Origin of the sequence: Parapedobacter brassicae, from assembly GCF_051400755.1 — a bacterium.
Classification (GTDB): Bacteria; Bacteroidota; Bacteroidia; order Sphingobacteriales; family Sphingobacteriaceae; genus Parapedobacter.
The window spans coordinates 1,352,131-1,378,198 of the sequence record NZ_JBLFFL010000001.1 but is presented as its reverse complement, the minus strand read 5'-3'; the positions used below and the strand labels follow the sequence as shown (position 1 = coordinate 1,378,198).

At 50.3% G+C, this 26,068-nt stretch carries 25 protein-coding genes; 13 read left to right on the top strand and 12 right to left on the bottom strand.

Annotation, left to right across the window (positions count from 1 at the left end):
• The first annotated feature begins 776 nt into the window (after nt 1–776).
• Entirely contained in the window at nt 777–1,379 is a 603-nt protein-coding gene (locus ACMGDE_RS05565; protein WP_436831771.1) for a trimeric intracellular cation channel family protein, read from the top strand.
• 6 nt (nt 1,380–1,385) lie between these two features.
• On the opposite strand, the gene def is transcribed toward ACMGDE_RS05565, so the two are convergent.
• The gene (def, locus tag ACMGDE_RS05560; protein WP_436831770.1) at nt 1,386–1,958 is read right to left on the bottom strand and encodes a peptide deformylase; all 573 of its coding nucleotides are present in this window, start codon (nt 1,956–1,958) and stop codon (nt 1,386–1,388) included.
• A gap of 43 nt (nt 1,959–2,001) precedes the next feature.
• Here def and xseA point away from each other — a divergent pair, with 43 nt between their 5' ends.
• Nucleotides 2,002–3,339 (top strand): exodeoxyribonuclease VII large subunit, encoded by a 1,338-nt coding sequence (xseA, locus tag ACMGDE_RS05555; RefSeq protein WP_436831769.1) that lies wholly within the window; start codon nt 2,002–2,004, stop codon nt 3,337–3,339.
• A complete protein-coding gene (xseB, locus tag ACMGDE_RS05550; RefSeq protein ID WP_436831768.1) occupies nt 3,332–3,568 on the top strand; it encodes an exodeoxyribonuclease VII small subunit in 237 nt (78 codons plus the stop codon). The genes xseA and xseB overlap by 8 nt, the downstream gene beginning before the upstream one ends.
• A gap of 1 nt (nt 3,569) precedes the next feature.
• Here the strand turns inward: xseB and dctA are convergent, their stop codons facing one another.
• A complete protein-coding gene (gene dctA, locus ACMGDE_RS05545; protein WP_436831767.1) occupies nt 3,570–4,817 on the bottom strand; it encodes a C4-dicarboxylate transporter DctA in 1,248 nt (415 codons plus the stop codon).
• On the bottom strand, nt 4,814–5,926 hold the full coding sequence (gene nagA / locus ACMGDE_RS05540; RefSeq protein ID WP_436831766.1) for an N-acetylglucosamine-6-phosphate deacetylase: 1,113 nt from the start codon (nt 5,924–5,926) through the stop codon (nt 4,814–4,816). The genes dctA and nagA overlap by 4 nt, the downstream gene beginning before the upstream one ends.
• Before the next feature lie 93 nt (nt 5,927–6,019).
• On the opposite strand from nagA, the gene ACMGDE_RS05535 reads away from it, so the two are divergent.
• The 8 genes from ACMGDE_RS05535 to trhO all read left to right on the top strand — a co-directional run bounded on the left by ACMGDE_RS05535 (nt 6,020) and on the right by trhO (nt 12,506).
• Nucleotides 6,020–6,763, top strand: a complete 744-nt coding sequence (locus ACMGDE_RS05535; protein WP_436831765.1) for a DeoR/GlpR family DNA-binding transcription regulator — start codon at nt 6,020–6,022, stop codon at nt 6,761–6,763.
• A 13-nt stretch (nt 6,764–6,776) separates the two neighbouring features.
• The gene (locus ACMGDE_RS05530) at nt 6,777–8,114 is read left to right on the top strand and encodes a flippase (RefSeq protein ID WP_436831764.1); all 1,338 of its coding nucleotides are present in this window, start codon (nt 6,777–6,779) and stop codon (nt 8,112–8,114) included.
• A gap of 15 nt (nt 8,115–8,129) precedes the next feature.
• Nucleotides 8,130–9,077, top strand: a complete 948-nt coding sequence (locus ACMGDE_RS05525; protein WP_436831763.1) for a polysaccharide pyruvyl transferase family protein — start codon at nt 8,130–8,132, stop codon at nt 9,075–9,077.
• An 11-nt stretch (nt 9,078–9,088) separates the two neighbouring features.
• Nucleotides 9,089–9,832, top strand: coding sequence for a class I SAM-dependent methyltransferase (locus tag ACMGDE_RS05520; protein WP_436831762.1), 744 nt, complete (start codon nt 9,089–9,091; stop codon nt 9,830–9,832).
• 2 nt (nt 9,833–9,834) lie between these two features.
• Nucleotides 9,835–10,587 (top strand): glycosyltransferase family 2 protein, encoded by a 753-nt coding sequence (locus tag ACMGDE_RS05515; RefSeq protein WP_436831761.1) that lies wholly within the window; start codon nt 9,835–9,837, stop codon nt 10,585–10,587.
• A gap of 7 nt (nt 10,588–10,594) precedes the next feature.
• On the top strand, nt 10,595–10,819 hold the full coding sequence (locus ACMGDE_RS05510; protein WP_436831760.1) for a DUF3820 family protein: 225 nt from the start codon (nt 10,595–10,597) through the stop codon (nt 10,817–10,819).
• A 30-nt stretch (nt 10,820–10,849) separates the two neighbouring features.
• A complete protein-coding gene (locus tag ACMGDE_RS05505; protein ID WP_436831759.1) occupies nt 10,850–11,455 on the top strand; it encodes a hypothetical protein in 606 nt (201 codons plus the stop codon).
• Nucleotides 11,456–11,519: 64 nt separating this feature from the next.
• Complete coding sequence (gene trhO, locus ACMGDE_RS05500; RefSeq protein ID WP_436831758.1) at nt 11,520–12,506, top strand: oxygen-dependent tRNA uridine(34) hydroxylase TrhO; 987 nt, start codon at nt 11,520–11,522, stop codon at nt 12,504–12,506.
• Here the strand turns inward: trhO and trmB are convergent.
• The 4 genes from trmB to ACMGDE_RS05480 form a co-directional block, all read right to left on the bottom strand.
• Nucleotides 12,478–13,128: a tRNA (guanosine(46)-N7)-methyltransferase TrmB gene (gene trmB, locus ACMGDE_RS05495; RefSeq protein ID WP_436831757.1), complete on the bottom strand. Its 651-nt coding sequence runs from the start codon at nt 13,126–13,128 to the stop codon at nt 12,478–12,480. The two genes, trhO and trmB, sit on opposite strands and share 29 nt — an antisense overlap.
• Before the next feature lie 54 nt (nt 13,129–13,182).
• Complete coding sequence (locus tag ACMGDE_RS05490; protein WP_436831756.1) at nt 13,183–13,650, bottom strand: hypothetical protein; 468 nt, start codon at nt 13,648–13,650, stop codon at nt 13,183–13,185.
• A complete protein-coding gene (locus tag ACMGDE_RS05485; protein WP_436831755.1) occupies nt 13,628–14,014 on the bottom strand; it encodes a phage holin family protein in 387 nt (128 codons plus the stop codon). The genes ACMGDE_RS05490 and ACMGDE_RS05485 overlap by 23 nt, the downstream gene beginning before the upstream one ends.
• A gap of 150 nt (nt 14,015–14,164) precedes the next feature.
• A complete protein-coding gene (locus tag ACMGDE_RS05480; protein WP_436831754.1) occupies nt 14,165–14,434 on the bottom strand; it encodes a YtxH domain-containing protein in 270 nt (89 codons plus the stop codon).
• 334 nt (nt 14,435–14,768) lie between these two features.
• On the opposite strand from ACMGDE_RS05480, the gene ACMGDE_RS05475 reads away from it, so the two are divergent.
• Together ACMGDE_RS05475 and ACMGDE_RS05470 are read left to right on the top strand one after the other, a co-directional pair.
• A complete protein-coding gene (locus ACMGDE_RS05475) occupies nt 14,769–15,959 on the top strand; it encodes a glycosyltransferase family 4 protein (RefSeq protein WP_436831753.1) in 1,191 nt (396 codons plus the stop codon).
• Nucleotides 15,960–16,008: 49 nt separating this feature from the next.
• Complete coding sequence (locus tag ACMGDE_RS05470; RefSeq protein ID WP_436831752.1) at nt 16,009–17,550, top strand: YifB family Mg chelatase-like AAA ATPase; 1,542 nt, start codon at nt 16,009–16,011, stop codon at nt 17,548–17,550.
• Nucleotides 17,551–17,555: 5 nt separating this feature from the next.
• On the opposite strand, the gene ACMGDE_RS05465 is transcribed toward ACMGDE_RS05470, so the two are convergent.
• From ACMGDE_RS05465 to ACMGDE_RS05445, 5 genes are all read right to left on the bottom strand, one after another.
• Complete coding sequence (locus ACMGDE_RS05465) at nt 17,556–19,934, bottom strand: S9 family peptidase (RefSeq protein WP_436831751.1); 2,379 nt, start codon at nt 19,932–19,934, stop codon at nt 17,556–17,558.
• A gap of 63 nt (nt 19,935–19,997) precedes the next feature.
• Complete coding sequence (locus tag ACMGDE_RS05460) at nt 19,998–22,094, bottom strand: arylsulfatase (RefSeq protein ID WP_436831750.1); 2,097 nt, start codon at nt 22,092–22,094, stop codon at nt 19,998–20,000.
• Between the two features lie 77 nt (nt 22,095–22,171).
• A complete protein-coding gene (locus ACMGDE_RS05455; protein ID WP_436831749.1) occupies nt 22,172–23,839 on the bottom strand; it encodes a sodium/sugar symporter in 1,668 nt (555 codons plus the stop codon).
• 169 nt (nt 23,840–24,008) lie between these two features.
• Nucleotides 24,009–24,632, bottom strand: a complete 624-nt coding sequence (locus tag ACMGDE_RS05450; RefSeq protein ID WP_436831748.1) for a rhomboid family intramembrane serine protease — start codon at nt 24,630–24,632, stop codon at nt 24,009–24,011.
• A gap of 42 nt (nt 24,633–24,674) precedes the next feature.
• A complete protein-coding gene (locus ACMGDE_RS05445; RefSeq protein ID WP_436831747.1) occupies nt 24,675–25,745 on the bottom strand; it encodes a PA0069 family radical SAM protein in 1,071 nt (356 codons plus the stop codon).
• Nucleotides 25,746–26,068 lie beyond the last annotated feature (323 nt).

The following is a 26,068-nucleotide window of genomic DNA, read 5'->3' as shown; positions in this document are numbered from 1 at the left end:
TCTTAGAATCAATCTTTACTGTATTATGTCTATCTACCTGGATTGACTTAGGTCTGTCTATCTTAACTTTCGCCCTTATAAACAGACTACTCGTTACGCTACATGAATATCAATATCTTCAAGAACTCTCTCGCCCCCGCTCACGCTTCGGCTATATCTCCAACCGGCTCCTTAACCGGCCGAATCTCTCTTCTTCTTTCCCCGGATCGCATCGCGCTAACCGGGCCCCGGAACACTCTCTGAATCCCCGCTCCGTTTGGGACTGCAAAGGTAAGGATGTTTTTCCTTACTGCAAAATTTATTTTAACATTTTTTTAACCTTCCGAATCCGCTAAAAAGCGTCTCGTATCTGTCAAAAACAATTGTTAAAAGCTCAATGAACAACCACCTCCTCTGAAGCGGGACGCAAAGGTATCACCATTATTTTCTATTTGCAAGCAACAGCAACTAATATTTTCAAAGCATATCGTTACTCCCTATAAATCAGCGCATAAAAATGTAACGCCTAAAAGTCCTGTTCCGACAACCTTCTTATCCGGATTGAAACCACACAAACGCCTCACATTCCCCTGCCTTTTTCCCGCCGTTGTTCTCCCATCTCTTGGCTGCCGCTCGAGGCTCGCTTGGGGCGTACTTAACAAATCGCCAAGTACAGGCCGCATACTGCACGAGCGGGGGACGCATAACGGGGGGCAAAAGGGGGAACAATGTTGGGAGAAAGAGAGAAGAAATGTGGTCAAAATTATGCTAATTTTGCCAACCAAGTTTGCCTGTATATGGAACTTATCTATTATATCGACTTATTGGGCACCATGGTTTTCGCCATATCAGGTGCCATGGCGGCCATGAGACACCATATTGACATTTTCGGAGCTGCTTTTACGGGCTTCGTCACGGCCATTGGGGGCGGCAGCCTCCGCGATATCTTTCTAAACCTGCGGCCGGTATGGGTAAACGATGGCAATTACCTCTTGGCCATACTGGTCGGCGTATTAATCGCTGTGCTATTCAAAAGACTTCTGGAAAAATTAGCAAGGACGCTTTTCTTATTTGATGCATTGGGAATCGGTTTTTTCACGGTAGTCGGCGTTCAAAAATCCTTGGCATTTGACAGCAGCGACATTGCAGCGGTGGTATTAGGACTTTTTTCCGCAGTAATGGGCGGAGTTATCCGCGATACGTTGTTAAATGAAACGCCGTTGATCTTCCGAAAGGAAATCTATGCAACGGCATGCCTATTGGGCGCCATCATATTTGTCACCCTCAACGGTTTAGGGGTAAACTCCGCCATCAATACCTTTCTCAGCACGAGCATGATATCCGTCATTCGCATCATTGCCGTCAAATACAAATTGACATTACCCATTGTGGGCGGCTAATGACCCCTATCGCCCTTTTCGCTTCAATGCCGGAAACTTCATTTTGTAATCCACGCTCACCTGTCCCTTTGAGACGGCTTCCAATTTGCTTTTGATCATTGCCTTCCGTAGCGGACTTAGCTTCTCGGTAAACAGCTTGCCCTCGATATGATCGTATTCATGCTGGATAATCCGTGCGGCTAACCCCGTGTATTCCGCTTCATGCTCCACCCAATTTTCATCAACATAACGGATACGGATGTCGGGATACCGGCTCACATCTTCACGGATATCGGGGATACTCAGGCATCCTTCATTGAACGACCATTTCTCCCCTTGTTCATCGAGTATCCGTGCATTGATAAAGACTTTTTTGAACGCTGCAAGCGACGGCTCATCGTCGGCAAATGGACTAGCGTCTATTACAAACAGGCGAATGGAACGCCCTATCTGAGGCGCAGCCAGCCCAACTCCATGCGCCGCATACATGGTCTCAAACATATCGGCTATCAATTCTTGCAAGCCCGGATAATCGTTCTCTATCTCTACCCCTTTTCGTTTCAAAATAGGGTCGCCATAGGCGATAATGGGTATTTTCATGCTACAAAGGTAGTGATTTTACGGAAAAAGCTTATCTTTGAATATGCCTGAGAAACTGCCAGACAAGACGATCTTTTCCCTTGCGGAGGTAGCCCGCAGTATTCAAAAAACCATCGCCGAACGGTATAAAAGCGTTTACTGGATCAAGGCAGAGATGAATAAACTCAATCATTATAGCCATTCCGGGCATTGCTATCCTGACTTGGTCGAGAAAAAAGAAGGCAAGGTCATTGCCGAAATGCGCGCCATCTTGTGGAACGGCGATTATCAACGGATCAACCAGCGGTTCATTGACATCGCCCGCGAACCATTGAAGAATGGCATCACTATTCTGTTTCAAGCGACCATCTCCTATGAGCCTTTACATGGCTTGAGCCTCCGTATTTTGGACATAGACCCCGCTTATTCATTGGGTGAGTTGGCAAGGGAAAAACTGGAGAGCATCGCCCGGCTCAAGCAGGAAGGGCTCTTCTTTGCCAATAAGCGGCTCGCTTTCCCGGTGGTTCCCAAGCGATTGGCCATCATATCGGTAGAGACCAGCAAGGGATACGCCGACTTTCTGAAAATCCTACATGGCAATCCTTGGGGGTATCGGTTCGAATCGACCTTATTTCCTGCATTGCTACAGGGCGATAAATCCATCCCATCGATCATCAACCAACTCGTGCATATCGCCCAACAGGTAGAAGCTTATGACGTCGTGGCCATTATCCGTGGGGGCGGGGGAGACGTTGGACTGTCCAGTTACAACCATTATCTATTGGCTTCAGCCATCGCCCAGTTCCCCATTCCGGTGCTCACCGGTATCGGGCATTCGACCAATGAGACGGTAAGCGAGATGGTCGCCTATCAAAATGCGATTACTCCAAGCGAGTTAGCCGATTTCCTCGTTCAGCGATTCCATGATTTTGCCGTGCCCGTTTCGCAAGCGCAGCAAACCATTGTCCAACAAACGGAGCGATTGCTTACGCTACAAAAAAATGCCCTTCATGATTGCATCCGTTACTTCCGGTTGACGAGCGTGCATCTCCTTCATCAACAGCAACGAGCGCTTGAGCATCATGCCGCACGGCTAAAGACAGCCGCGACCGGCTGCCTGCGACGGGAACTGCAAACGCTGCAATACCCCGAACAGACCGTGAAAACAGCCAGCTTGAGCAAGCTCAAAGACAGCCGGTTTGAATTAGCCGCCATGGAACGGTCCGTCAGGCTGTTAGACCCACAGTGGGTGCTCAACCGCGGATACAGCATTACACGCATCAACGGACAGGTGATCAACACTGCCGAAAATATCAAACAGGGTGATGTACTGGAGACCGTCTTGGCATCAGGAAACGTCACCAGTACGGTAACCCACATCAAACCAACAGCAAATGAGTGACGAGAAGTACACCTATACCGACGCCTTTGAGGAACTACAATCCATCGTGTCTGAGATTGAACAGGGCGGCATCTCCATCGATGCGCTTTCGGAAAAAGTGAGACGTGCCACCCAGCTTATCACTGTCTGCAAAGCCAAACTCACGGCTACAGAAGAAGAGGTGAATAACATACTGGCCGACCTGACCATGGATATGGACGCTCCGGCCCCGACAGCGGGGGACGAGTAAGTCAGCCGAGTTCCGACTTCATCTGCTCCATATCCAGCTCATTTTCCCAACGCGCCACCACCAGCGTGGCTGCGGTGTTGCCGATGATATTGGTCAACGCCCGTGCCTCACTCATGAAACGGTCGATGCCGAATACCAGCGCCACCGACTCAATGGGCAGATGGCCTACCACGGGCAGCGTAGCGGCCAATATAATAAACCCGCTGCCCGTTACACCTGCCGCCCCATTGGACGTAATGGTCAACACCAACAATAGAAACAGTTGTTCGCCCAGATTCATCGGAATATCCAACGCTTGTGACAGGAATATGGCCGCCATCGTGAGGTATATCGTTGTGCCATCCAAATTGAACGAGTAGCCCGTCGGAATCGCCAGCCGCACGACCGGTCTGGAGCAGCCCAGGCGTTCCAGCTTTTGCATGATGGCAGGCAATACCGATTCGGAAGAAGAAGTGCCCAATACCACCAGCAATTCTTCCTTGATATAGCGCAGCAGTTTGAATACACTTATCCCATAGTATTTCAAAATCAATCCTAACGCCACAAAAATATAGAGCAGGCAGGCTAGGTAAAACGAGACCATCAACAGGCCCAGCGACGAAAGGGAACTGATGCCGTACTTTCCGATGGTAAACCCCATTGCCCCCATCGCTCCGATCGGGGCGACTTTCATGATCATCTTGATCACGGCAAACAAGCCATCCAGAAAAGACTGCATCACCCGTATTGCAGGCTCCGCTTTGCCGCCGATCTGGGAAAGGCCAAAACCAAATAAGACCGCAAAAAAGAGCACCTGCAGCAGATTGCCGGAAGATAGGGCCCCGAAAATATTTTCCGGGATAATGTCCAACAAAAATGCCGCGATGCCACCCTGATCCTTGCTCTGTTCAATATACGATGCCACTGCTGATGTGTCCAACGTTGTCGGATCGACGTGCATCCCTTCGCCGGGCTTTAGAACGTTGATCACGAGCACCGCCAAGAACATCGCCGCCATCGTCGATAATTGAAAAAACAACAGCGACTTCACCCCAACTTTGCCAATCTTCTTCACGTCTTCCATCCCCGCGATGCCCAATACGATGCTGCAGAAGATGAGCGGCGCGATGACCATTTTGATCAGCTTGATAAAGCCATCGCCGAGGGGTTTGAGCTGCACCCCCAATGACGGATAAAAATGCCCGATCAATACCCCGATGAGGATGGCAATGAGTACCTGAAAATAGAGTAGGTTGAACAGCTTTTTCATTGACGCTGCCCTCCAAGAAAGACGTGCTGAATGGCATATTGCGTGTCAAAAATGACGATATTGGCGCTGACCCCCGGCGCGATCCGGCCGAGGTCATCCGCGCCGATGAGAGCAGCCGGATATAAGGTGGCCATCCGCAGGGCTTCTTCTAGCGGAATGCCTGCCTGCTGGACACTGTTGGCCACGGCTTGCATCATCGTCAACGCCGAGCCGGACAATGTGCCGTCTGGCAGGGTGTACCGATCGCCCTTAAATACATGGGTATACGTTCCCTCATGCGACTCGGCCACTGCGTCGGTAATCAGAAATAAGCGGCTACCAAGTAGCTTTTTACTGATCGAAAGCGTCTCGTAGTCCACGTGGATGCCATCGGCAATGATGCTGGCCATTGCACCGGTTGACTGGAAAGCGGCTCCCGGAAGCCCCGGATGGCGGTGATGAAAAGGAGACATGGCATTAAAAAGATGGGTGACGGCCCGGATACCGTTGTCAAATCCAGCCATCGCCTCTTCAAAAGAAGCGTCGCTGTGGCCCGCCGATAGCAATACATCATTATCCAGCAGGAAGCGGATCATTTCGCGATCAAACCGTTCAGGGGCGATGGTCATCATCCGAAGGCAACCTCGCCCTTTCGCTAATAACGCAGCGATTTCGGACGGCGTCGGCTGGCGGATATGCTCCGCTGGATGCGCCCCCCGTCTTGCGGGATTGAGATATGGCCCTTCCAGGTGCAGTCCCAATAATGCAGGGTGGCTGTAATTGCTTAATACGGCCAGCGCACGGTCCACCACCTCCATCGAGTTGGTCGCCACGGTAATCATGAAACTCGTAGTGCCCGATTGGACCAATGCCGCCGCAACCTTGTCTATGGATGCGGTGGTCGGATCCGCCGAGAATAGCTGTCCGCCGCTCCCGTATACCTGCAAATCGATAAAGCCCGGCACTACATAGTCGCCCATTGCATCCACGACCGATGCGCCATCCGGCAATTCGTCCGGCGCGAGCAGATCCACTACCCGGCGTCCCTCAATCAACAGGGCTTTGTTGCTGATCAGTTCATCGCCTGTAAAGATAATCCCATTGATGATCGCGATACGTAGTTCCGTCATGGATAGTATGGTGTCGAAGTTATTGACGCTTTGCTGGCCGTAATAATACAAATTTCTGCTATCTTTACCCAATTAAATAAACCCGTTACACCAATGTTGAAAGAAGAACGGCAGGCCTTTATCATTCATCAAATAAACTTGCATAACAAGGTGCTATCCTCGGATCTCAGTGTACAGCTCAATGTCTCTGAGGATACCATCAGGCGTGATTTGAACGAACTGGCAGAAAATGGCAAGGTACTCAAAGTCTATGGCGGGGCGCTGTCCAAATCATTCCAATACCCCTTTCAAGAAAACAACGTTTATGCGCGTGATGCCAAGAAACAAATTGCAAGCAAAGCCCTTAACCTCATCCAAAACGGCATGACGGTGCTGGCCGGCGGCGGCACGACGATGCTTGAGTTGGCCCGGATTGTACCCGAAAGTCTTCAATGCACGTTTTTTACCATCAGCCCGCTGGTTGCACTGGAACTGGCTGAGCGTACCAATGCGGATGTCATCCTCATCGGCGGCAAGCTTTCCCGGAATACCAACATCAGTATCGGTTCGCAGGTGATCAATCAATTGTCCGAGATCCGGGTAGACCTATGCCTATTGGGCACCAACAGCCTTTCGGTAGAAGATGGGGTTACCGACTCCGATTGGGAGGTGGTGCAGATCAAAAAAGCCATGATCCGCTGCTCGAGCAAGACCGCCATTCTCAGTATTGCAGAGAAACTCAACTCGGTGCAAAAGATGAAGGTATGCAGCCTCAACGCCATTTCTTATTTGGTGACGGATCTGGACCTCAAGCACCCCAGCTTAACAGGATTCAGCAAGCTGGTGGAGGTTGTTTAGCAGCATGGCTTCGATGAAGATTTCATCATTACCCGGTTTCGACCCCGAAGCGTTCAACAAGTACTTCAAGAATACCGGCTGGCTGATGGTTGCCCGTGTAGGGTCGATTTTCCTGAAGATGATCGTTACCGCCATCGCCATTCCCAATTACCTGGGCAGCGGCCAAAATGGTGTATTAAACTACCCGTTCGTATTGGTCTCTTTCTTCACGGCCGCCGCCGCCTTGGGGATGGACAGCTTTGTAACACGCCAACTGCTGCAAGAGCCGCATAAGCACCCTATCATCCTCGGCACCGCGTTCTGGCTGCGGCTGCTGGCCGGTGTCGTTGCGCTCCCCCTGATCTATATCACCTACCTGTTGATCGGTTACCATGCCGCGGAGCTGCCCGCCGCTCCTTATCGATATGTGGGCATCGTATCGTTTATCTGCATTTTCCAGCCCATCAACATCATTGATTGCTTTTTCCAAGCCAAGGTGCAGGGCAAGAATATCATGTACATCCAAGTGGGCGCCAATTTGCTTTCTGCGCTATTGAAAATCATGCTCGTGCTGTGGCGCGCGCCGATCGAATGGTTTGTGTGGTCGCTGCTCTTGGATGCGGTTTTTCTCGCGGCGGGCTACCTATACCGCTATCAGCGAACAGGCTACAGCGTATTCCAATGGAAGTTTGAAGGTGCCGTGGCCAAACACTTGCTCCGCTATTCCTGGCCGTTGGCGTTTTCGTCCATCTCCATCATCCTCTACATGAAAATCGACCAGCTCATGCTGGATGCCTACTTGGGCGAGGCGGTCTTCGGCGTGTATGACACGGTCGTGAAGCTCAGTGAAGGATGGTACTTCATCCCCATGGCCATCGTCACGGCGCTTTTTCCCGCCATCATGAATGCACGGCGCGACGACCCCGTCCGATATCAACGGCGATTGCAGCATTTGTATGAGCTCATGGCGTTCATCAGCATTGCGATAGCACTGGTCACCACGTTTGTCGCTCCATTACTTTACGACATCTTCTATAAACCGGAGTATGCGGCTGGGGCCGCAACGCTCACCGTACACATCTGGGCCGGTGTATTCATGTTTCTCTACGTCGCCAGCGGCCAGTACCTCCTGGCCGAAGGCTACACCATGCTATCGCTCGCGCGCGCGGTGACGGGCGCAATCATCAATATCGTGCTCAACACCTGGTGGATCCCAAAATATGGCATGATTGGTGCTGCTTATGCCACGTTATTGACGTATGCATCCACTGCGCTGTTTGTTATCTTTGTGCCCAAAACAAGGAGCCAAGGATGGATGATATTAAAGGCACTGTTTTTCATTCCGACTATTCAACGTTTAGTAAAACGATAAGCTGCACGATACCTCATGCCCAAGATTATTTTTGACACATCAATAGGTACCACCAATCTCGGCGACCACATCATCATGGACGCGGTTAACAGGATTGCAGACGAGCTTTTCATGGATGACTTTGTCATCAACGTCCCCACTCATTTTTCGATACACCCCAAGGACCTCCCCAAGCTTCGCAAATACGACACCGGCATCGTCGGCGGGACCAACCTGCTCAAAAACGATACGCTGCGCAAAAGTCAATGGAAGGTAGGGTTCAAGGACACCGTAGTACTGCGGCACAAGGTGGTACTCCTGGGGGTGGGGTGGTGGCAGTACCAAGAAAAACCCGTGTCATGGTATGCTCAAATGATGTACAAAACGTTGTTTTCCACGAAGTATCTTCATGCCGTGCGGGACAATTATACCCTACAGAAGCTAAACGAAATCGGCATCAAGAATGTCGTCAACACCGGGTGCCCCACGGTATGGGGATTGAACGAACCCCACTGTTCGCAGATCAACCCCCAAAAACGTGACATTGTGGTCACCACGATCACGGATTACCTGCGCGACCCGGACAAGGATAAGCAAATGCTCGAGATCCTGAAACGGCATTACCGTGAGGTGTACGTCTGGATACAGGGCTCCAAAGACCAAGCTTACATCGAAAGCCTAACGGCTGATATCCGCTACGTGGCACCCAAACTATCCGCGTTCGACGCGTTTCTCGAACAGCAGTCCTGCGAGTACGTCGGTACACGCCTGCATGCCGGTATACGGGCCCTACAGAAAAAGCGCAAAGCCATCATCATCGGCATCGATAACCGGGCCATCGAAATGCGCAATGACATCGGATTGAATGTCCTCGAGCGCCAGCGCATGGACCAGCTCGAAGCGCAGCTATATGACGAGATGAGTATCAAGTTATACCTTGATACGGACGCTATTGCACGCTGGAAAGCACAATTCAAACACTAAATACTGAAAAATTGCTGACTACACTCAAACGCATATACAACAAATCCCTGTTTCAACCCACCTTTTTCGGGTTGCTTTTCAATCCCTTTTTCATCATCAGGGCGGGGCTGTACCAAGGAATATCCCGATTCAGCTCCCACATGCAGGGACGGTTATTGGATTTCGGCTGCGGGAGCAAGCCCTATAAATCCTTGTTTAATGTCACGGAATACATCGGTACCGACATTGAGATCAGTGGGCACGACCACCACAATGAAGAAATAGACGTGTATTACGACGGCAAAACGCTGCCCTTTGACGACAACGCATTCGACAGCATTTTTTCCAGTGAGGTTTTTGAGCACATCTTCAACCTTCCGGAAATCCTTGCCGAGTTGCACCGGGTGCTCAAACCGGGGGGTCGCATGCTCGTCACCCTCCCGTTCGTATGGGATGAGCACGAGATTCCGTACGACTATGCACGCTACACGTCATTCGGCATCAGGCATCTACTGGAACAATCAGGATTTACCTTGCTTGAAAGCCATAAGACCACCAATTATGTGGCTACCGTCTGCCAGATGTGGATTGCCTATATCTATCAGCATATTTTCCCCAAGAACAAAACGATCAGGATAGCCCTGACACCGTTTTTCATCATGCCCATTACCATTTGGGGACTACTTATTTCGGCGATATTGCCTAAGAATATGAATTTTTTTCACAACAACGTATTGGTCGTACAAAAACGTGCGACCATGCCCGAGTCCCCATAAACATGTTTTCACCGACGCTCACGGTCATCACGGTTGTCTACAATAACGTACGCGATATCGAACGCACGATATTATCGGTGGTCGGGCAAACCTATCCCCACATCGAGTACCTCATCATCGACGGCGGTTCCACCGATGGCACCGTGGAGGTCATCAAACGCCATTCCGATCGCATTACCCGATGGGTGAGCGAACCCGACAAGGGTATCTATGACGCGATGAACAAAGGGCTCACCATGGCTACGGGTGATTACGTGCTCTTCATGAATTCCGGCGATGAGATCTATGCCCAAGATACGGTAGCACAGGTATTCGCCTCAACGCCCGATGCCGATATTTACTACGGCGAAACCGAACTATATGACCCGCATGGGGAGTCCCTCGGTCTGCGCAGGCATGCCATACCGGATCAATTTACCTGGCGGAGCTTCCGGTATGGCATGAACATCAGCCACCAGGCCATCTACATCCGCCGGGCCATCGCGGCGCCGTATGATCTGTGCTACCGGCTCAGCGCCGATATCGATTGGGTGATCCGCGCAGCTAAGCATGCAAAGCACATCGTCAACACCAAACGGCTCGTGGCCAAATACCTCGTAGGCGGGATGTCCAAAAAGCACCACTGGCAGAGCCTCCGGGAGCGTTTCCGGATTTTCAGTAAGCATTATGGCGTCTTGCCCACTATCGTCAATCACGCCGTCATCGCCGCCAACCTTGCGGTATACTACATCCGCCACGGCAAGATAAACGACTGATCCGCCCATGACACAGGAAGAAATACTGCAAGCGTTAGTGACCACCAAAATGCCCTTTGGCAAATACAAAGATTCGTTGATCTGCCACCTGCCCGAAGCCTATTTGGTATGGTTTCACCAACAAGGTTTCCCCAAAGGCAACCTCGGTATGTTGCTGGCTACCATGTATGAGATCAAGCTCAACGGGCTGGAGTACCTGCTCACCCCCCTGCGAAACAAAACCCAGCGATAAGCGTTCATTCCCATAAACATTATTTAGCAGATGAATCGATTTCAACAATACCTCATCCCCTTAGCGATCGGCTGCGCCCTCGCCGCGTGCAATGGGCAACGCTCCACGTCAAACCAACCGCAAACGGATACTGTGGCGACAGATGTCCCTTCTCCGACGGCCGACAGCCTGGTGCTCATACCCGGCGAAGCAGCCGGCTTCATTTCGCTTGGCGATGCCGATAGTGTGGTCCTCGAGGCGTTTGGCAAACCCGATTTCTCCGATGCCGCTATGGGCAAGGCGGTCTTGATGTGGCACACCCCCGCCGATACCACCGAATACCCCCTGTCTGTCTTCACCTCGCGGGATATGGGCAATGATGAAACCGCGCACATTAAGCAGATACGGATCACCTCGCCCCACTTTCAAACTAGCCAATCCATCCATGTCGGCTCCACTTTGCGGGAAATTTCAGATACCTACTCACAGTCCCTGCACATCGTCGAAATGTATAAAGACGGCGGCGAGGCGTATTCCGTCTATGACACCGACAAAGGCATCGCCTTTGAGATCGACGCCGATAATCAGTGTGTTGCTATCGTCATTCATGAAAAAGATGCGACTATACCGACTTATCTGCCGTTGCGGGGGCAGTAGAAATTATTTTCTTACCTTTGCATCCGAAAACATTAAACGCCGTTTGCAGCGGTATCAATGAAGTATGAAAAAATATCAAACCCTGCTGTATTATTGCTACAGCCACATCGACCATGCGGAACAGTTCGCCGCAGATCATCTCGTATTTTGTAAATCACTTGGCCTCGTGGGCCGCATTATCGTAGCGGATGAAGGGCTCAATGGCACGGTATCGGGTACGCCGGAAGCCTGCCGGGCCTATATGGATGCGGTGCATGCCGACCCGAGGTTTGCCCATACGGATTTCAAGATCGATGAGGTGGATGAACCTTCATTCATTAAGATGCATTGCCGCTACAAGGCGGAAATCGTGCATTCGGGCCTGCGTGATCCCAAGTCGATCGACCCGACCAGGGAAACAGGCAAGCACCTGGCGCCCCAGGAATTTGCCGAAATGAAAGACCGCGAGGATGTGGTGATATTGGATGTACGCTCGAACTACGAACACACGGTGGGCCGCTTCAAGAATGCGATTACCTTGGATATCGAAAATTTCAGGGAGTTTCCCGAAAAAATCAACGAGCTGGCCAAGTACAAGGACAAAAAGATACTGACCTATTGCACAGGGGGCATCAAATGCGAAAAAGCGTCCGCACTATTACTGAAGGAGGGCTTCAAAGACGTGTACCAGCTGCACGGAGGTATCATCAAGTATGGCAAGGAAGCGGGCGGCAAGGATTTTGAAGGCAAGTGTTATGTGTTTGACAACCGCTTGACGGTAGACGTCAACCGTGTTAATCCAACCGTTGCCTCTACCTGCTTCAACTGCGGCACCACCACCCCCCGGATGATCAACTGCGCTAATCCGGAATGCAATGAACATTTCACCCAATGCGAAGCGTGCGGATGGAAGATGGAAGGTTGCTGCTCGGACACGTGTATGCAGCATCCGCGCAAGCGGCCCTATGATGGCACGGGCTATTACGTGAAACTGCCCCAGCCGGTCAACGTCGAAAAAATCAGCAGACGGAAACTCAAAGCCTTTACCGCCAGCCCCACTTCACATAGTTGATGTTTTTGCCTGCGCCGAGGTATTTCTTTTCATAATAGGTATGGATGGATAATAGCTCATCCACGATATCAGAATGGTACAGATCATCGGTCTGCTGCAATATGTCTACTCCCCATTCATCCAGCTTTTCCAGCGTGTAGGCATATAGCTCATCGTTATCCGTTTTGAGGTGCATGGTGCCTTGCGGTACCATGATCTGCTGATACTTTGCTAAGAATGCCGGACTGGTAAGGCGTTTTTTTTCGCGGCTTTTCTGGGGTTGGGGATCGGGAAAGGTAATCCAGATTTCGGCAATTTCGCCTTCGGCAAAATGATCCAATAGGGTTTCGATCTGGATGCGGAGAAAGGCGACGTTCCCGACGCCTTCTTCCAATGCGGTCTTGGCACCGCGCCAAATACGATTGCCTTTATAATCGACGCCGATGAAATTGCGATCGGGAAACTGCTTGCCCAGGCCAACGGTGTATTCTCCCTTGCCGCAGGCTAATTCTAATACGATGGGTTGTTCATTGCCGAAATGCTCGGTCGCCCACCGGCCTTTCATCGCCTTACCGGCATCCATCTGCAATACGTTGGCAAAGGTTTCGATCTCGGCAAACTTTCTTAATTTGTCTTTTCCCATGACGATAGTTAAGCCTGCAAAAGTAGGAAAAGATGGGCAGTAATTTAACAGGTCTTAATACGTCTCACTGTCTGGCGGGATGCCATAGTCTACGTGCTTACCCGATCGCTTGCGGTTTTTTGAAGGGCTCACAAAGTCGGTTACTTTATTGATCAAGGTAATCAACCGGTCTTTGTTGATAGCCCCGGCGGCCTGCTGAGACAGCAGGGTCACCAACGCTCTTTTGAAGAAGCCTGCCCTGCGGAGGACAAATCGATTGAGAATCAGGGGAAGACCTATGCGCAGTAATCGACTCAACCAATCATCATCCTTGGTGCCCTGGGTAAACAGTCCTTTTGCGTAGGCGGTACCCGGCACCCACGAAACCACCGATTTGAAAAACCGGGCGGGCGCGGCGACCTTTTCGTTAAACAGCCGGTACTGGTCGCCAAGATACCGTTCCTGCTCCTTGGAAAGTGCCTTGAGCCGGACAATTTCCATCTTCAGGTCGCTCAAATTCTTAATCTTGCTTTCCTTCCTCATCTTCTTCGTCTATTTCATCATTCCATTTTTGCAGGAATCGCTTGATGGAAAGGTTCATGAACAAACGCTCTAAGGGTTGCTCCGCCATTGATATCACGCCTATCAGCAGTAAAAATACGCCCCCTGTTGCCAGAAATCCCAGCGAGGAGCTCCCTAGCAATTCGCTCAAATAAAATCCCAAGGCCAAACTAAAGAAGAAGAGCACAAAGATGGCGAATATCGTTTTAACGATATCCACGATCAAACTTGCAATTAATCTTGAAGACCGCTCGACAAACCTAAGTTTGAATAACTTCAAGCGGGTATCCACGTATTCTTTACTTTTTTGGAATACTCCTTTAACCGAAAATTTTTGTTCCTCCATTTGATCTTGGCCAAGGGCTTATGATGATATAACTAAACGAGTGCTCAGCATGACATTGCATACGGAAACCTCCGCTATCCCATTCAAGGGATGGAGCCCTCTTTGCTGTGCTGTGCCATGTTATGGCTCAGGGTCGACCCTTTTCTATATTCAGGCGTGTTCTTCCAATACGTCCTCTACCGTTTGCTCACCCTTGTTTACCTTCGATTTTAAGGCTGCAACAACCTTTTCTTTGAAGTCATTGAGGTGTTCCAGTTGCTCGGCTGTCCGCTCTTTCAGGGCGTCGCCCAAGTCTTTCAACGAGTCGTTTAATTTGTCTCGTGTTTCCGAGCCCTTTTCCGGTGCAAATAAAATTCCTAAGGCGGCTCCAGCGGCCAACCCCGCTAATAATGCTGCTACTACTTTTGCGTTATCGTTCATAATCTGCTGTATTTAGTTTGAAAATCAACTGTTTTAATGCTTTTAACCCGTTGCCTTCTACCGTCGGCTTACTCGGCAATGCTGTTAAATATACAAATAAGTCTACAAATCGTTTGCCAAAACTTAAAAAACCGCCCGAAAAACCGGTCATAAAGAAAACCCGGAATACTTAACAGTGGGTATTTACGGGGGCTTTCTGCTTACTTATATTTAGTGGCACAAATATTGCGCCGTGAGTTTGTCTAGCTGATGAAATATTTTGAAAAGACAAGCCGCTGACTTTGGTTATTTACGCTATCTTTGTGCTGATTATTTGTACTATTAAGCTATTTTTATGATAGAAATCTACTTGGTACTTTTTTCGTTTTTACTTTCATGTGTCATCACACTATACGCGGTTCCCTCGTTGATTAAGCTGGCCTATCAAAAGCGTTTGTTTGATGACCCCGCACTTGAAGAGCGAAAAATCCATAAGTACCGCACACCGAATCTAGGGGGAATAGCAGTACTCACTTCGTTTACCTTTACCGCTTGCCTTTGCATCTCGGGAAACATCTTACCGTATGCCAACTATGTCTTCGCTTCCGGATTGTTGATCTTTCTGGTGGGCCTCAAAGATGACCTGGCCGCATTGAATCCCTATAAAAAATTCCTCGCACAATCCATCACGGCATTGATTGTCGTCTATTTTGCGGATATCCGATTAACCAGTTTTTATGGCGTTTTTGGTATTTATGATATCCATCCTGTCGTCAGTTATCCGTTTTCAAGTTTGCTGATCGTTTTTGTGATCAATGCGTTTAACTTGATCGATGGAATCAACGGGCTACTCGGTTGTGTAAGCTTGATTGTAAGCCTTACTTTTGGGTGGATCTTCTTTCGGATGCAGGATTACGGGTTGGCATTATTGGCCATGAGCATGGCCGGCTCGGTATTGGGTTTCTTGCGATACAATGCGGGGAAGGCCCGCATTTTTATGGGGGATGCCGGCGCGTATACCATCGGGTTCATCGTATCCGTATTGGCCATTCAGTTGATCGAAATGAATAACGTGAAGGACCTCACGCCGGGCGTCGGTGCTGTTGTCCAATCGGTTCCGGCCGTAGCGATAGCGATACTCATCATACCCATATTTGACACGTTGCGCGTCATTGTCATCCGGTTGACCCAAGGCAAATCGCCTTTCATGGCCGATCGTAACCACCTGCATCATCGCCTTCTGGACACGGGGATGACACATACCCAAGCCACCCTTGTTCTTTCGAGCTTCAATATTTTGGTGATCGGCATGGCGTTGTCATTCCAACATATCGGCACTGTTGAGCTCCTGATTTTGATCGCGTTGACTGCCGTATTGATGAATACCTTGCTGTGGCTTTATGACGTACGCCAAGCCATCGTGCAGGCGCCGCCACTGGTCATTGAAGATAACGAAGGCGAAAAAATTTACCAATTGCGTGATCACGCCCGTGAAGTAGCAGAAGAAGCGATACAGCAGTACGAAGAAAAACAACACCAAAACTGATTCAAAAGCAGCGAATATTTGCTATATTTAGCGGAAATTCGGTCTGCCTATGCTCATCAAAACCTATGGAAGTGCCGTTTATGGCATTGAAGCAACCACGATTACCATTGAAGTCAATATTTCTGGCGGAACCAAGTATTACATTGTCGGCTTGCCCGACAATGCGGTGAAAGAAAGCCTGCGACGCATCGAAAGCGCATTGTCCGCTTCGGGCTTCCGCATGCCGCGCCAGAAAATCGTTGTCAACCTCGCTCCCGCGGATATTCGCAAAGAAGGTTCATCTTACGACCTCGCCATTGCCATCGGCATATTGGCGTCATCCAAACAGATTAATGCCCCGTTATTGCATGAATTTCTCATTTTGGGTGAACTGTCATTGGATGGGGGTATACAACCGGTCAAGGGCGCCTTGCCCATCGCCATACAAGCGGTCCGGGACAGATTCAAAGGCATCATCCTGCCTGCTGCAAACGCCCGTGAAGCGGCGGTCGTGGCAGGATTGCGGGTGTACGGCGTTCAGCACATCACGGAGGTGATCGGGTTGGTCACTAATCAAGCGCCGCTAAACATGACGCTGGTAAACACAGAAGAGGAGTTTCTCAAAAACATCAACAACTATGACTCAGACTTTGCAGAGGTGCATGGGCAGGAAAATATAAAACGCGCACTGGAAATAGCCGCCGCGGGCGGGCATAATGCGATTTTGATCGGTCCCCCGGGGTCGGGCAAGACCATGCTGGCCAAACGGCTGCCGACGATACTACCGCCGTTGAGTGTGGACGAATCGCTGGAAACCACCAAAATACACTCCGTTGCCGGCAAGTTGCGCGCTGCGGAGTCGTTGATGACCGTCCGACCCTTCCGCGCACCGCATCATACCATCAGCGACGTTGCGTTGGTAGGCGGTGGCCATCATCCCCAACCGGGAGAAATCTCCCTGGCACACCATGGTGTGCTTTTTCTTGATGAACTGCCGGAATTTAAGCGAACGGTACTGGAAGTGATGCGTCAACCCCTTGAATCGAGGAATATTACCATTTCGCGCGCACGTTTTTCGGTAAATTACCCGGCGAGCTTCATTTTGGTAGCAGCGATGAATCCCTGCCCGTGTGGATTTTACAATCATCCGCAGAAGGAGTGTGTCTGTAGTCCGGGAACGGTGCAGAAATACCTCAGTAAAATATCGGGCCCTTTGTTGGACCGGATAGACTTACATGTAGAGGTTACGCCGGTTGATTTTACCCAGTTGACCGCGCCCCGGGCGAATGAGCAAAGTGCCGCCATCCGTGAGCGCGTGATTGCCGCCCGCAAGCTACAGGCCCTGCGTTTTAAATCCAATCCACATATCTATAGCAACGCTCAAATGAGCCCCAGGCAGGTACGGGAAATCTGCAATATCAGCTCATCGGGACAAGCATTGCTGAAAGCCGCTATGGAGCAGCTCGGTTTATCCGCACGTGCATACGACCGCATCCTGAAAGTTTCTCGGACCATTGCCGATATGGACGGAAGTGCTGACATCCAAACGGCGCACCTTGCTGAGGCCATTCAATTTCGCAGCCTCGATCGCCATAGCTGGGCGGAAGGATGATAGCTTTATTGATTGTTAAGCCGCTCTTCAAACAGCTTTAATATGCGCTTGTACTCGTCTATCCAGCTACTGGGCTCGACGAAACCGTGATCTTCTACCGGGTACACCGCCAGCTCCCAATGGTCTTTACCGAGTTCGATAAGCCGCTGACTCACGCGTACAATGTCTTGGAAATGAACATTCACATCTACCATCCCGTGGCACATCAGCAAGTGGCCTTTCAATCCTTCGGCGAAGTAAATGGGCGAGGAGCGCTTGTAGGCAATCGGGTCGTTGGCCGGCTCATTCAGGATGTTAGCGGTATACCCGTGGTTGTAGTGCGCCCAATCGGTCACCGAGCGTAAGGCAGCGCCGGCAGCAAACACCTCTGGTTCATTGAACATGGCCATGAGGGTAATGAACCCCCCATACGAGCCTCCGTATAGGCCAATATTCTTCGGGTTTACCCCATATTTCGAAGCCAATAACTTAGCGCCATCAACCTGATCACTCAAGTCTTTACCGCCCATGTGGCGATAAATGCCCGTGCGGTGGTCGCGCCCGTAACCGGCACTGCCCGTATAGTCGATGTCCAGCACGGTGAAGCCCCTATCGGCCAACAGGTTGTGAAACATATATTCCCTGGAATACTGACTCCACCAATAGTGTACATTCTGCAGGTAACCGGCGCCGTGCACAAAAATCACGGCTGGGTGATTCGGTTTTGGATTGGCGGGTCGGTATAGCCGGGCGTAGACCTCATCTCCATGCTGGTTTTTAAACGAAATCACTTCGGGCTCGCGCCACGGATAGGCCTTGAACTCGTCTGTAAGCGACTCGGTGACTTTGACCGCCTGTGCGCCGGGCTTGTTTGGTTGTACGTATAACTCCCAGGGCTTATTGGAGTACGAATACCGGATCGCCAGCCATTTCTCATCGGGCGAAAGTACGGTCTCGTTGCCCCCGTCTACCTGGGTAAGCTGCATCGGCTCACCGCCCGTTATCGGCATGCGGTAAAAATGCGTAATGCCGGGGTGCTTTTTATTAGCGGTGAAATAAAAATGTTTCTTATCGGCAGCAAGCTGGAGGTCGCTCACCTCCCATGGGCCGCTGGTCAGCTGTTGCTTTTCCCCCGTACGGACGTTTGCGGTATAGATGTGCGAATAGCCCGTGGCCTCACTCTGGAAGTATAGGATTTCATCATCGATCCAGCCGATATTTCCGCCGCCCCATGATCCGCCGATGCCCGGTCCGGCGATCCACGCTTCGTCGCGCTGGCGGTCAATCAAATGCAATGAACCTTCTTGTGCATCCAACCGCATGATCCAACGGTCTTTGTTGTCGGCGGCGGTGACAACCACACAGGCAGCAGTGCCCGCGTCATTCCAGTTCACCTGACCGATGTTTACCTGCCGGTCTTTGTTTTCCTCCAAGCGCTTGGCCTGCTCCTCTGGATAGTCCTCCCAAAAATCCGGCAGGTCTTTAATCCCAGGGATCACCTTCGTGTGCACTTCGTATACCGTGTCCCGCTGCCTGTCATAAATATATGTCCGAGATACGGGCAACGCATTGCCCACCTTGGTGCGGCCAGGAATATCTTCGGTATAACCCGATTCGGTGACGTAACTGGGCACAATAGTCTGCTGGTTTCCCTCGGCCCGTTTGGTCAGCCGATAACTGACATAACGGCCATCCGGACTTACCTGTTGCATAGACAGCATCTCGTCGCCGATATCCAACCGCTTCAAACCGCCCTCATCGTTATCCACTTCCTGAGCCTTGTGTACTGAATCCTGATGCTTGCGTGTTTTCAACACATCAAACAGTTCCAACTGATCCGTTTGCAACCACTTATTTTGTTCGGTAAGCCGCGCTTGTTCCCCTTGCCTTTTTCTCTCCGCATTGCTTCTGCTGAAATGCGTCAGCTGTTGCCACTCCTGATTATCCAATGATAGCCTAAAAAGATCTTCACCCTGCTGGAAAACAATGTATTGTCCATCGCCCGTAAAACGCGGACTGCTTTCGTCGGATACGGTTTCGGTCAGCCTTACTTCTTTTCCGGTTTTCAATTCCCTGACGTAAATATCGCCCTGCCGTTCAAATACAATACGTTTGCGGGACTGGTCAAATGCATATTGCCGGATGATCGTTCGCCGCTCCGAATCGCCGGCTTTTTCGGGTGTCGGCTCCGCAGTGGTCACATAGTATAGCGCGGATGTCTCTTCGGCCTCGGGATTCCAATCAAAATAAAGCCTGTTACTGCCAACATCCCAAAAAGCGTCGGTAGGTGAGGTGCCCATCCACTTAGCGTCACGCATGATCTGCTCTACCGTGAGTGTGGGCTGCTGGGCGTACGTCGATAAATGAACGCCTATAAAAGCAATGAAGAGTAGTTTTTTAAGCATTGGCTGTTGAATTAAGGACACGGAGTCAACGGCTAATGTACTAATTTTACCGCACAACCCACATTAATCTCCTTGCGGTTTCAATTCAATATCATCGATCCACAGCTTATCGCCCGGATTGAGGTCTCCGAAATAAAGGGAAACCCGATAACGGCCATCGGCTGGTATCGCCGCAGATAGAAAACTGCTTTTTCCGGGATGAGCGCTAACGAGGATCTTTTGATCCATTAACCGCGGTGCACCAGCATCAACTTGTTCAAGACGCAAGTAATATGCTGTATTCTTTTCGGCCCTAGCCTTTACACTGATTGCAAACCGCTCTCCCTTATGGGCGCTGAACGGCCAATCCATTGCTATGGCCGCTGGTCGGGGTCCTGGTTTTTCTACATGAACTGACGCCGATCGTCTTCCGGTAAGCGCTCCGGTGGTATCGATCGTAATGGCGGCTTTCGCTTCGGGACTTATCCGCACGTTCCACCCGCCGAGGTTGTCATCAAAACTCCCGTTAATGGTCCTCCTATATGTCCGCGCCCGCTCGTTGTATTCGCGGGTGTCGAGCGGAAAGACCCCCACGCGCTCGCCCCACTCCAGCCATTCGGCATACAGTTGTCTCACTTGGTCCGGATGCTGGGCAGACAGGTCATTCCCTTCGATCGGATCGGCTTCCATATCATAAAGCCGAAGGTCGCTTTCATCGAACGGCTGTCCCTCCGGTGTCTTAGCAACCAATTTCCATTTTCCGTCGCGAACGGCAATATTCGCTTCGTGTTCCCAAAAGATCTTGCCGCGGTTATTGTCCTTGCCGCTGAAATGCGGGACAAGACTTTTACCCGCCATCGGATGGATGGTATTGCCGTTATACACGGCTGGATATTCCGCGTCCGCCACCTCAACGCAAGTGGCCATGATATCACTCAAATGGCCGTAATCGCTAACAAATGAGTTTGTGAGCTTTTTAGCAATCCCATTTGGCCAGTGGACGATCAACGGGGTAGCGATACCGCCTTCATAGGTGTAATGTTTGTATTCCTTGAACGGTGTACTGCTGACGTTTGCCCAATTGATCCGGTAACTCTCGAAGGTGTCCTCTTTTCCATCCACAGCCTTGCGTGTACCGCTGCTGATAAACTCAGCACAGGCCCCGTTATCGCTGAGAAAAAATATCAAGGTGTTGTCAAGCTGGTTTTCTGCTTTCAACTTGGCGATGATGCGGCCAATTCCTTGATCCATATTATCGATCTGAGCGGCATAGATTGCCATGCGCATCGCCATTTCATCTTTCTCCGTTTCGGACAGGCGGTCCCACGCCTTGATCGCCGAATCTCGCGGAGATAAGATTGCGTCTTTCGGAAACATGCCTAATGCCTTTTGCCGTTGGAAACGTTGCTTCCTCAGGTTATCCCAACCCGTTTTGTAAACATCTTTGTATTTATCGATGTCTTTCTGCAGCGCATGTAGGGGCCAGTGTGGCGCGGTATAAGCCACATACATAAACATAGGCTTATCCGGATGTTCCGTAAAATGATCATGGATATACTGCACGCTGGTATCGCTGATGGCATCCGTCAGGTAAAAATCCTTCGGAGCCTTATACCGATGGTTTCCGCTATAGACAACAGGCGTAAAATAGTTTGCCCCGCCTGGAATAATTCCAAAATAACGGTCGAAACCCCGTTGGATAGGCCAACTGTCCGTTACCATGCCATCTATTTTCCGCTCGTTGGTCAGGTGCCATTTTCCCGTCATATAAGTGCCATATCCCGCTGTTTTTAGCACTTCTGCTATTGTTACGGCCTGCGTATTAAGGTTTCCTTGGTACGCCGGTGTCCCCAGGTCGGCAGCGGCCATCCAACCCATCCCCGCTTGATGCGGGTAAAGTCCGCTGATCAGCGCTGCCCGTGTAGGACAGCAACGAGCGGCGTTGTAGAATTGCTTATAACGTATTCCTTCTGCCGCTAATTGGTCGATCGTTGGCGTGTTGACCTCCCCGCCATAACAACCGATATCGGAGTAGCCCATGTCATCGGCGAGGATTACAATGATGTTTGGCCGGGTGGTAGATGCCGGTTTTCGGTCGCTGTCAAATCTGCTGGCCTTACTAGCTGCATAAGCAGACAGCCCCGCGATCAGCATCAAAAAAATAATTCGCTTTTTTAACATCGTCTATCTTGGTTTTTCTGTTCATCAACCCCCTGTCTAAGTGGACAAACCATCGACCCGACCCGGTTCCGCCCAGACTACCAAAAAACGGTATAGATAGCGACCAATAGCCCGACGATGATGATGGTCCCTGCCAAAAATCCCGGATGCACTTTAAACATGCTGCGTTCCACGATTAGGCCTTTGGGTATCACTCCCCTATTATTTTCGATGACACTGATGATAAACATGCCCAAGATACAGAACAAGAACACAATTCCCATGCGGTCGATAAACGGAATTTCATAAACCCCTGCGGTGTTGGGTACCGCAAACCCGATCGAATACAGCGGCGACAGGTCTACCCACTCGGGCAGAAATTTCAAGACCACCGACAAGGCAAACCCCCCGATCGTGGCAAACAACGCGGCGTTGGAAGTAGCTTTTCTCCAGAAGAAGCCCAATATAAACATCGCAAAAATACCCGGAGACACGAAACCTGTATATTCCTGGATATATTGAAAACCGCCTTTTTCAATACCCAGGTGGGGGGCGATGATCACCGCCAAAATCATGGTCACGATGATGGTGATCTTGCCCGTATTGACCAACGTACGTTCGGAGGCCTCTTTGTTGAATATTTTTTTGTAGATGTCCAGCGAAAAAATAGTGGCGATACTGTTTGACTTGCCCGCCAGCGATGCCACCACTGCGGCCGTCAACGCTGCGAAAGCCAAGCCCTTCAGCCCTGTCGGCAAGAGGTTGAGCAATACCGGATAGGCCTTGTCCGGACGAACGGCCCCGGCTTCCAGCATCTCCTGCTGAAAAAACCCTTCTTTGTAGAGCACAAAAGCAGCGATACCCGGCAACACGACGATGATAGGCATCAGCATCTTCAGAAACGCGGCAAAGAGGATCCCGTTGCGTGCGGTTTTCAGATCTGCACCCAGCGCGCGTTGGGTAATGTATTGGTTGCAACCCCAATAATTGAGGTTTACAATCCACATTCCGCCCACGAGGATCGATAACCCCGGAAGGCTAATGTAATGCTCCTGCGTTTTGTCAAAAATCATATCAAAATGGCCCGGTGCTTTTTCGTGCAGCATCCCCAAGCCGTTGAATATGCCTGCCGTGCCAAAATGCTCGGATACCATATTCAATGCCAAATAGGTCGTGGCCAAACCGCCAAGGATGAGCACCAATACCTGTATGACGTCTGTATAGCCGATCACCTTCATCCCACCCAACGTAATGAATATGGCAAAGATGGCGATGCCATACATACAAACCGTAAAATTGATGCTGGAAATAGCGGAGACCGCCAAGGCCCCCAAAAAGAGGATGGATGTCAGATTGACGACCACATACAGCAACAACCAAAACACCGCCATGATGGTGCTCACGGTGCCATTATACCGCTGGTTAAGAAACTGCGGCATCGTATAAATCTTATTTTTCAGGTATACAGGGATGAAAAATACAGCCACAATAATCAGGGTCGCTGCTGCCAGCCACTCATAGGCTGCGATGGCCAATCCCAATTTGAATCCATCGCCGCTCATGCCGATAAACTGCTCGGCTGAGATGTTGGATGCGATCAGCGATGCACCGATTGCCCACCAGGTCAGCGATCCCTCAGCCAGAAAATAATCTTTCGTGTTGAACTCCTTTGACCGCTTGCGGTAGTAAATCCAAAGGCCGTAACCTGCTATGATAATAAAATAGCATAAAAAGACAATGTAATCGGACGTTGCTAAGGTTTTCATTTGCCGCTGTTTATCTAAAAACTAAGTTTATAACCCCGGCTAATGTAAATATTAATCGCAAAAAATCAATGCCACGACGCAATATTTAACGCGCTAATTTTTGGGAATAACCACAACACATTTACGGTTAGCCGGTTAGCAAAGTGTTACTCCCACACTAAGCAGCACATCAGGTAAATTGGCTGATAAAATGCTGGATCACCCACGGGTAAAAGATGATGGTCAGGACAATGCCGAATATTGCTCCATAGAAATGTGCATCGTGATTGATGCTGTCTCTGGCGTTTTTAGAAGCCCAAACGCAGTACCCCAAAAAGAGTACGCCAAACAGCCATGCCGGCATCGGGATGATCATGAAAACACCCAACATCATCTTAGGATCGAACAGAATGAAACTGAACAGCACGGCGCAGATCGCACCAGATGCCCCCAAACTATAATAAGAGCTGTTGTTCTTTTCCTTAAAAACGGTGCCGATGTCGCTCAATATTAAGCCCAATAAATAAATCACGGCAAATTGCCCATGGCCCCATGCGCTTAAACTCGCCAACAGCCTTTCCAGCGGGAAGCCAAAGAAATAAAAGGTAAGCATATTAAACAGAAGATGCCCCCAATCCCGGTGTATCAGTCCACTTGTCAGCAATGTATACATGCGTTGCCCCCGGCTTACACTATGCGGGTGCAACATGAATTTTCCAAAAAGGTGGTGGTTCGAAAAGGTGTAGATGCTGGTCACGATGGTAAACGCGAAAATGATGCTGGCCACCGGTGTACTAAATAGGTATTCTCTCATGCTTGGTATTCGTTCGCCGAAAGTAACAAAAATTATCGGCCATTAAAATAAATCCAGCTGCTTCCCGCCCCTAGGCGCGAACAAATCCAGCCGCAAGTGGGGCAGTGCCCTTTGGGGCATGTATCGCTTCACGCTCAATTTAAACAGCTGCTTGATGCTCTCCGCCAGTTTACCCTCCCCGCTCATCCGTACACCCCAACGGCTGTCATTCAGTTTACCGCCATGGCATGCAGCGATGCTATGCAGCACCTTTTCGGCCTTATCGGGGTAAGCCTTGTGCACCCAGTCCGTGAACAGTTCGGCTATCGCGCCGTTTAACCGCACGATGGTGTAACCCGCTCCGCTCGCCCCGTGCTCGGCTGCCGCTTTGATGACTTCCGGAATCTCATCGCTGTTGAGCCCGGGTATAATTGGCGCACACATGACCATCGCGGGTATGCCTGCATCGCTAAGCCGTTGGATGACCTTGAGGCGACCATTTGCGGTAACCGTCCGTGGCTCCATCTTTTGCCGAAGGTCCTCATTCAATGAGTTGAGGGAAATCGCCACCTGAACAAGCCCCAGCTTGGCCATCTCCGACAGGATATCCACATCGCGCAAGATGAGGTTATTTTTGCTGATGATCGATACCGGATGTCGATAGGCCAGCATGACTTGTAAAATGGCCCTTGTGATCTGCAATTTGCGCTCAACCGGCTGATAGCAATCCGTATTGCCCGAAAGCATAATGACCTGTGGCTGATATCCTTTTGTGTTGAATTGTCGCTCCAGCACTTCCGCCGCATTCCGCTTGACAATAATCTTTCGCTCAAAATCCAACCCGGCGCTATATCCCCAATACTCATGTGCATTGCGGGCGTAACAATAGATGCACCCGTGCTCACATCCCTGATAGGGGTTTAGCGAGTAGCCCATTGATAAATCGGGACTATCATTGACGCTGATAATTTTTTTCGGATGTTCATCAATGAGTTGAGTATTCGAATTTTCGAGAAACTCCTCATCCAGACCCTCGACATGCTCGGCCACATACCGCTGGGCAGCAAACTTATTATGCGTGTTCACTTGAGCACCGCGCCCCTTGAAGTACTCCGGGTTTTGTATCGTATCCATAGCACAAATATACTAAAATTATTAGTAATATGCTATTGGTTTTTTCGCTTCATAAGGGATTTTGCGGCTTGCCGCGACTGAGCTTGGTATTTTTTTCGGCAAGTCTTTGTTTTCAATGGCCCTCAGGCTTACTGTGCAGACGGTTGAAAAGGATTCAGGCGGCTTGCAGACGAAGCCTCGGAGACGGGAGCGAAGCGACCCGGATCCCAGCTGAGGAGCAACCGCCCATCCAACCCCCAACCCCTTCAGTGATTCAGGCGGCTTGCAGACGAAGCCTAGAAATTGGGAGCAACGCGAACCGATTTCAGCGGAGGAGCAACCGC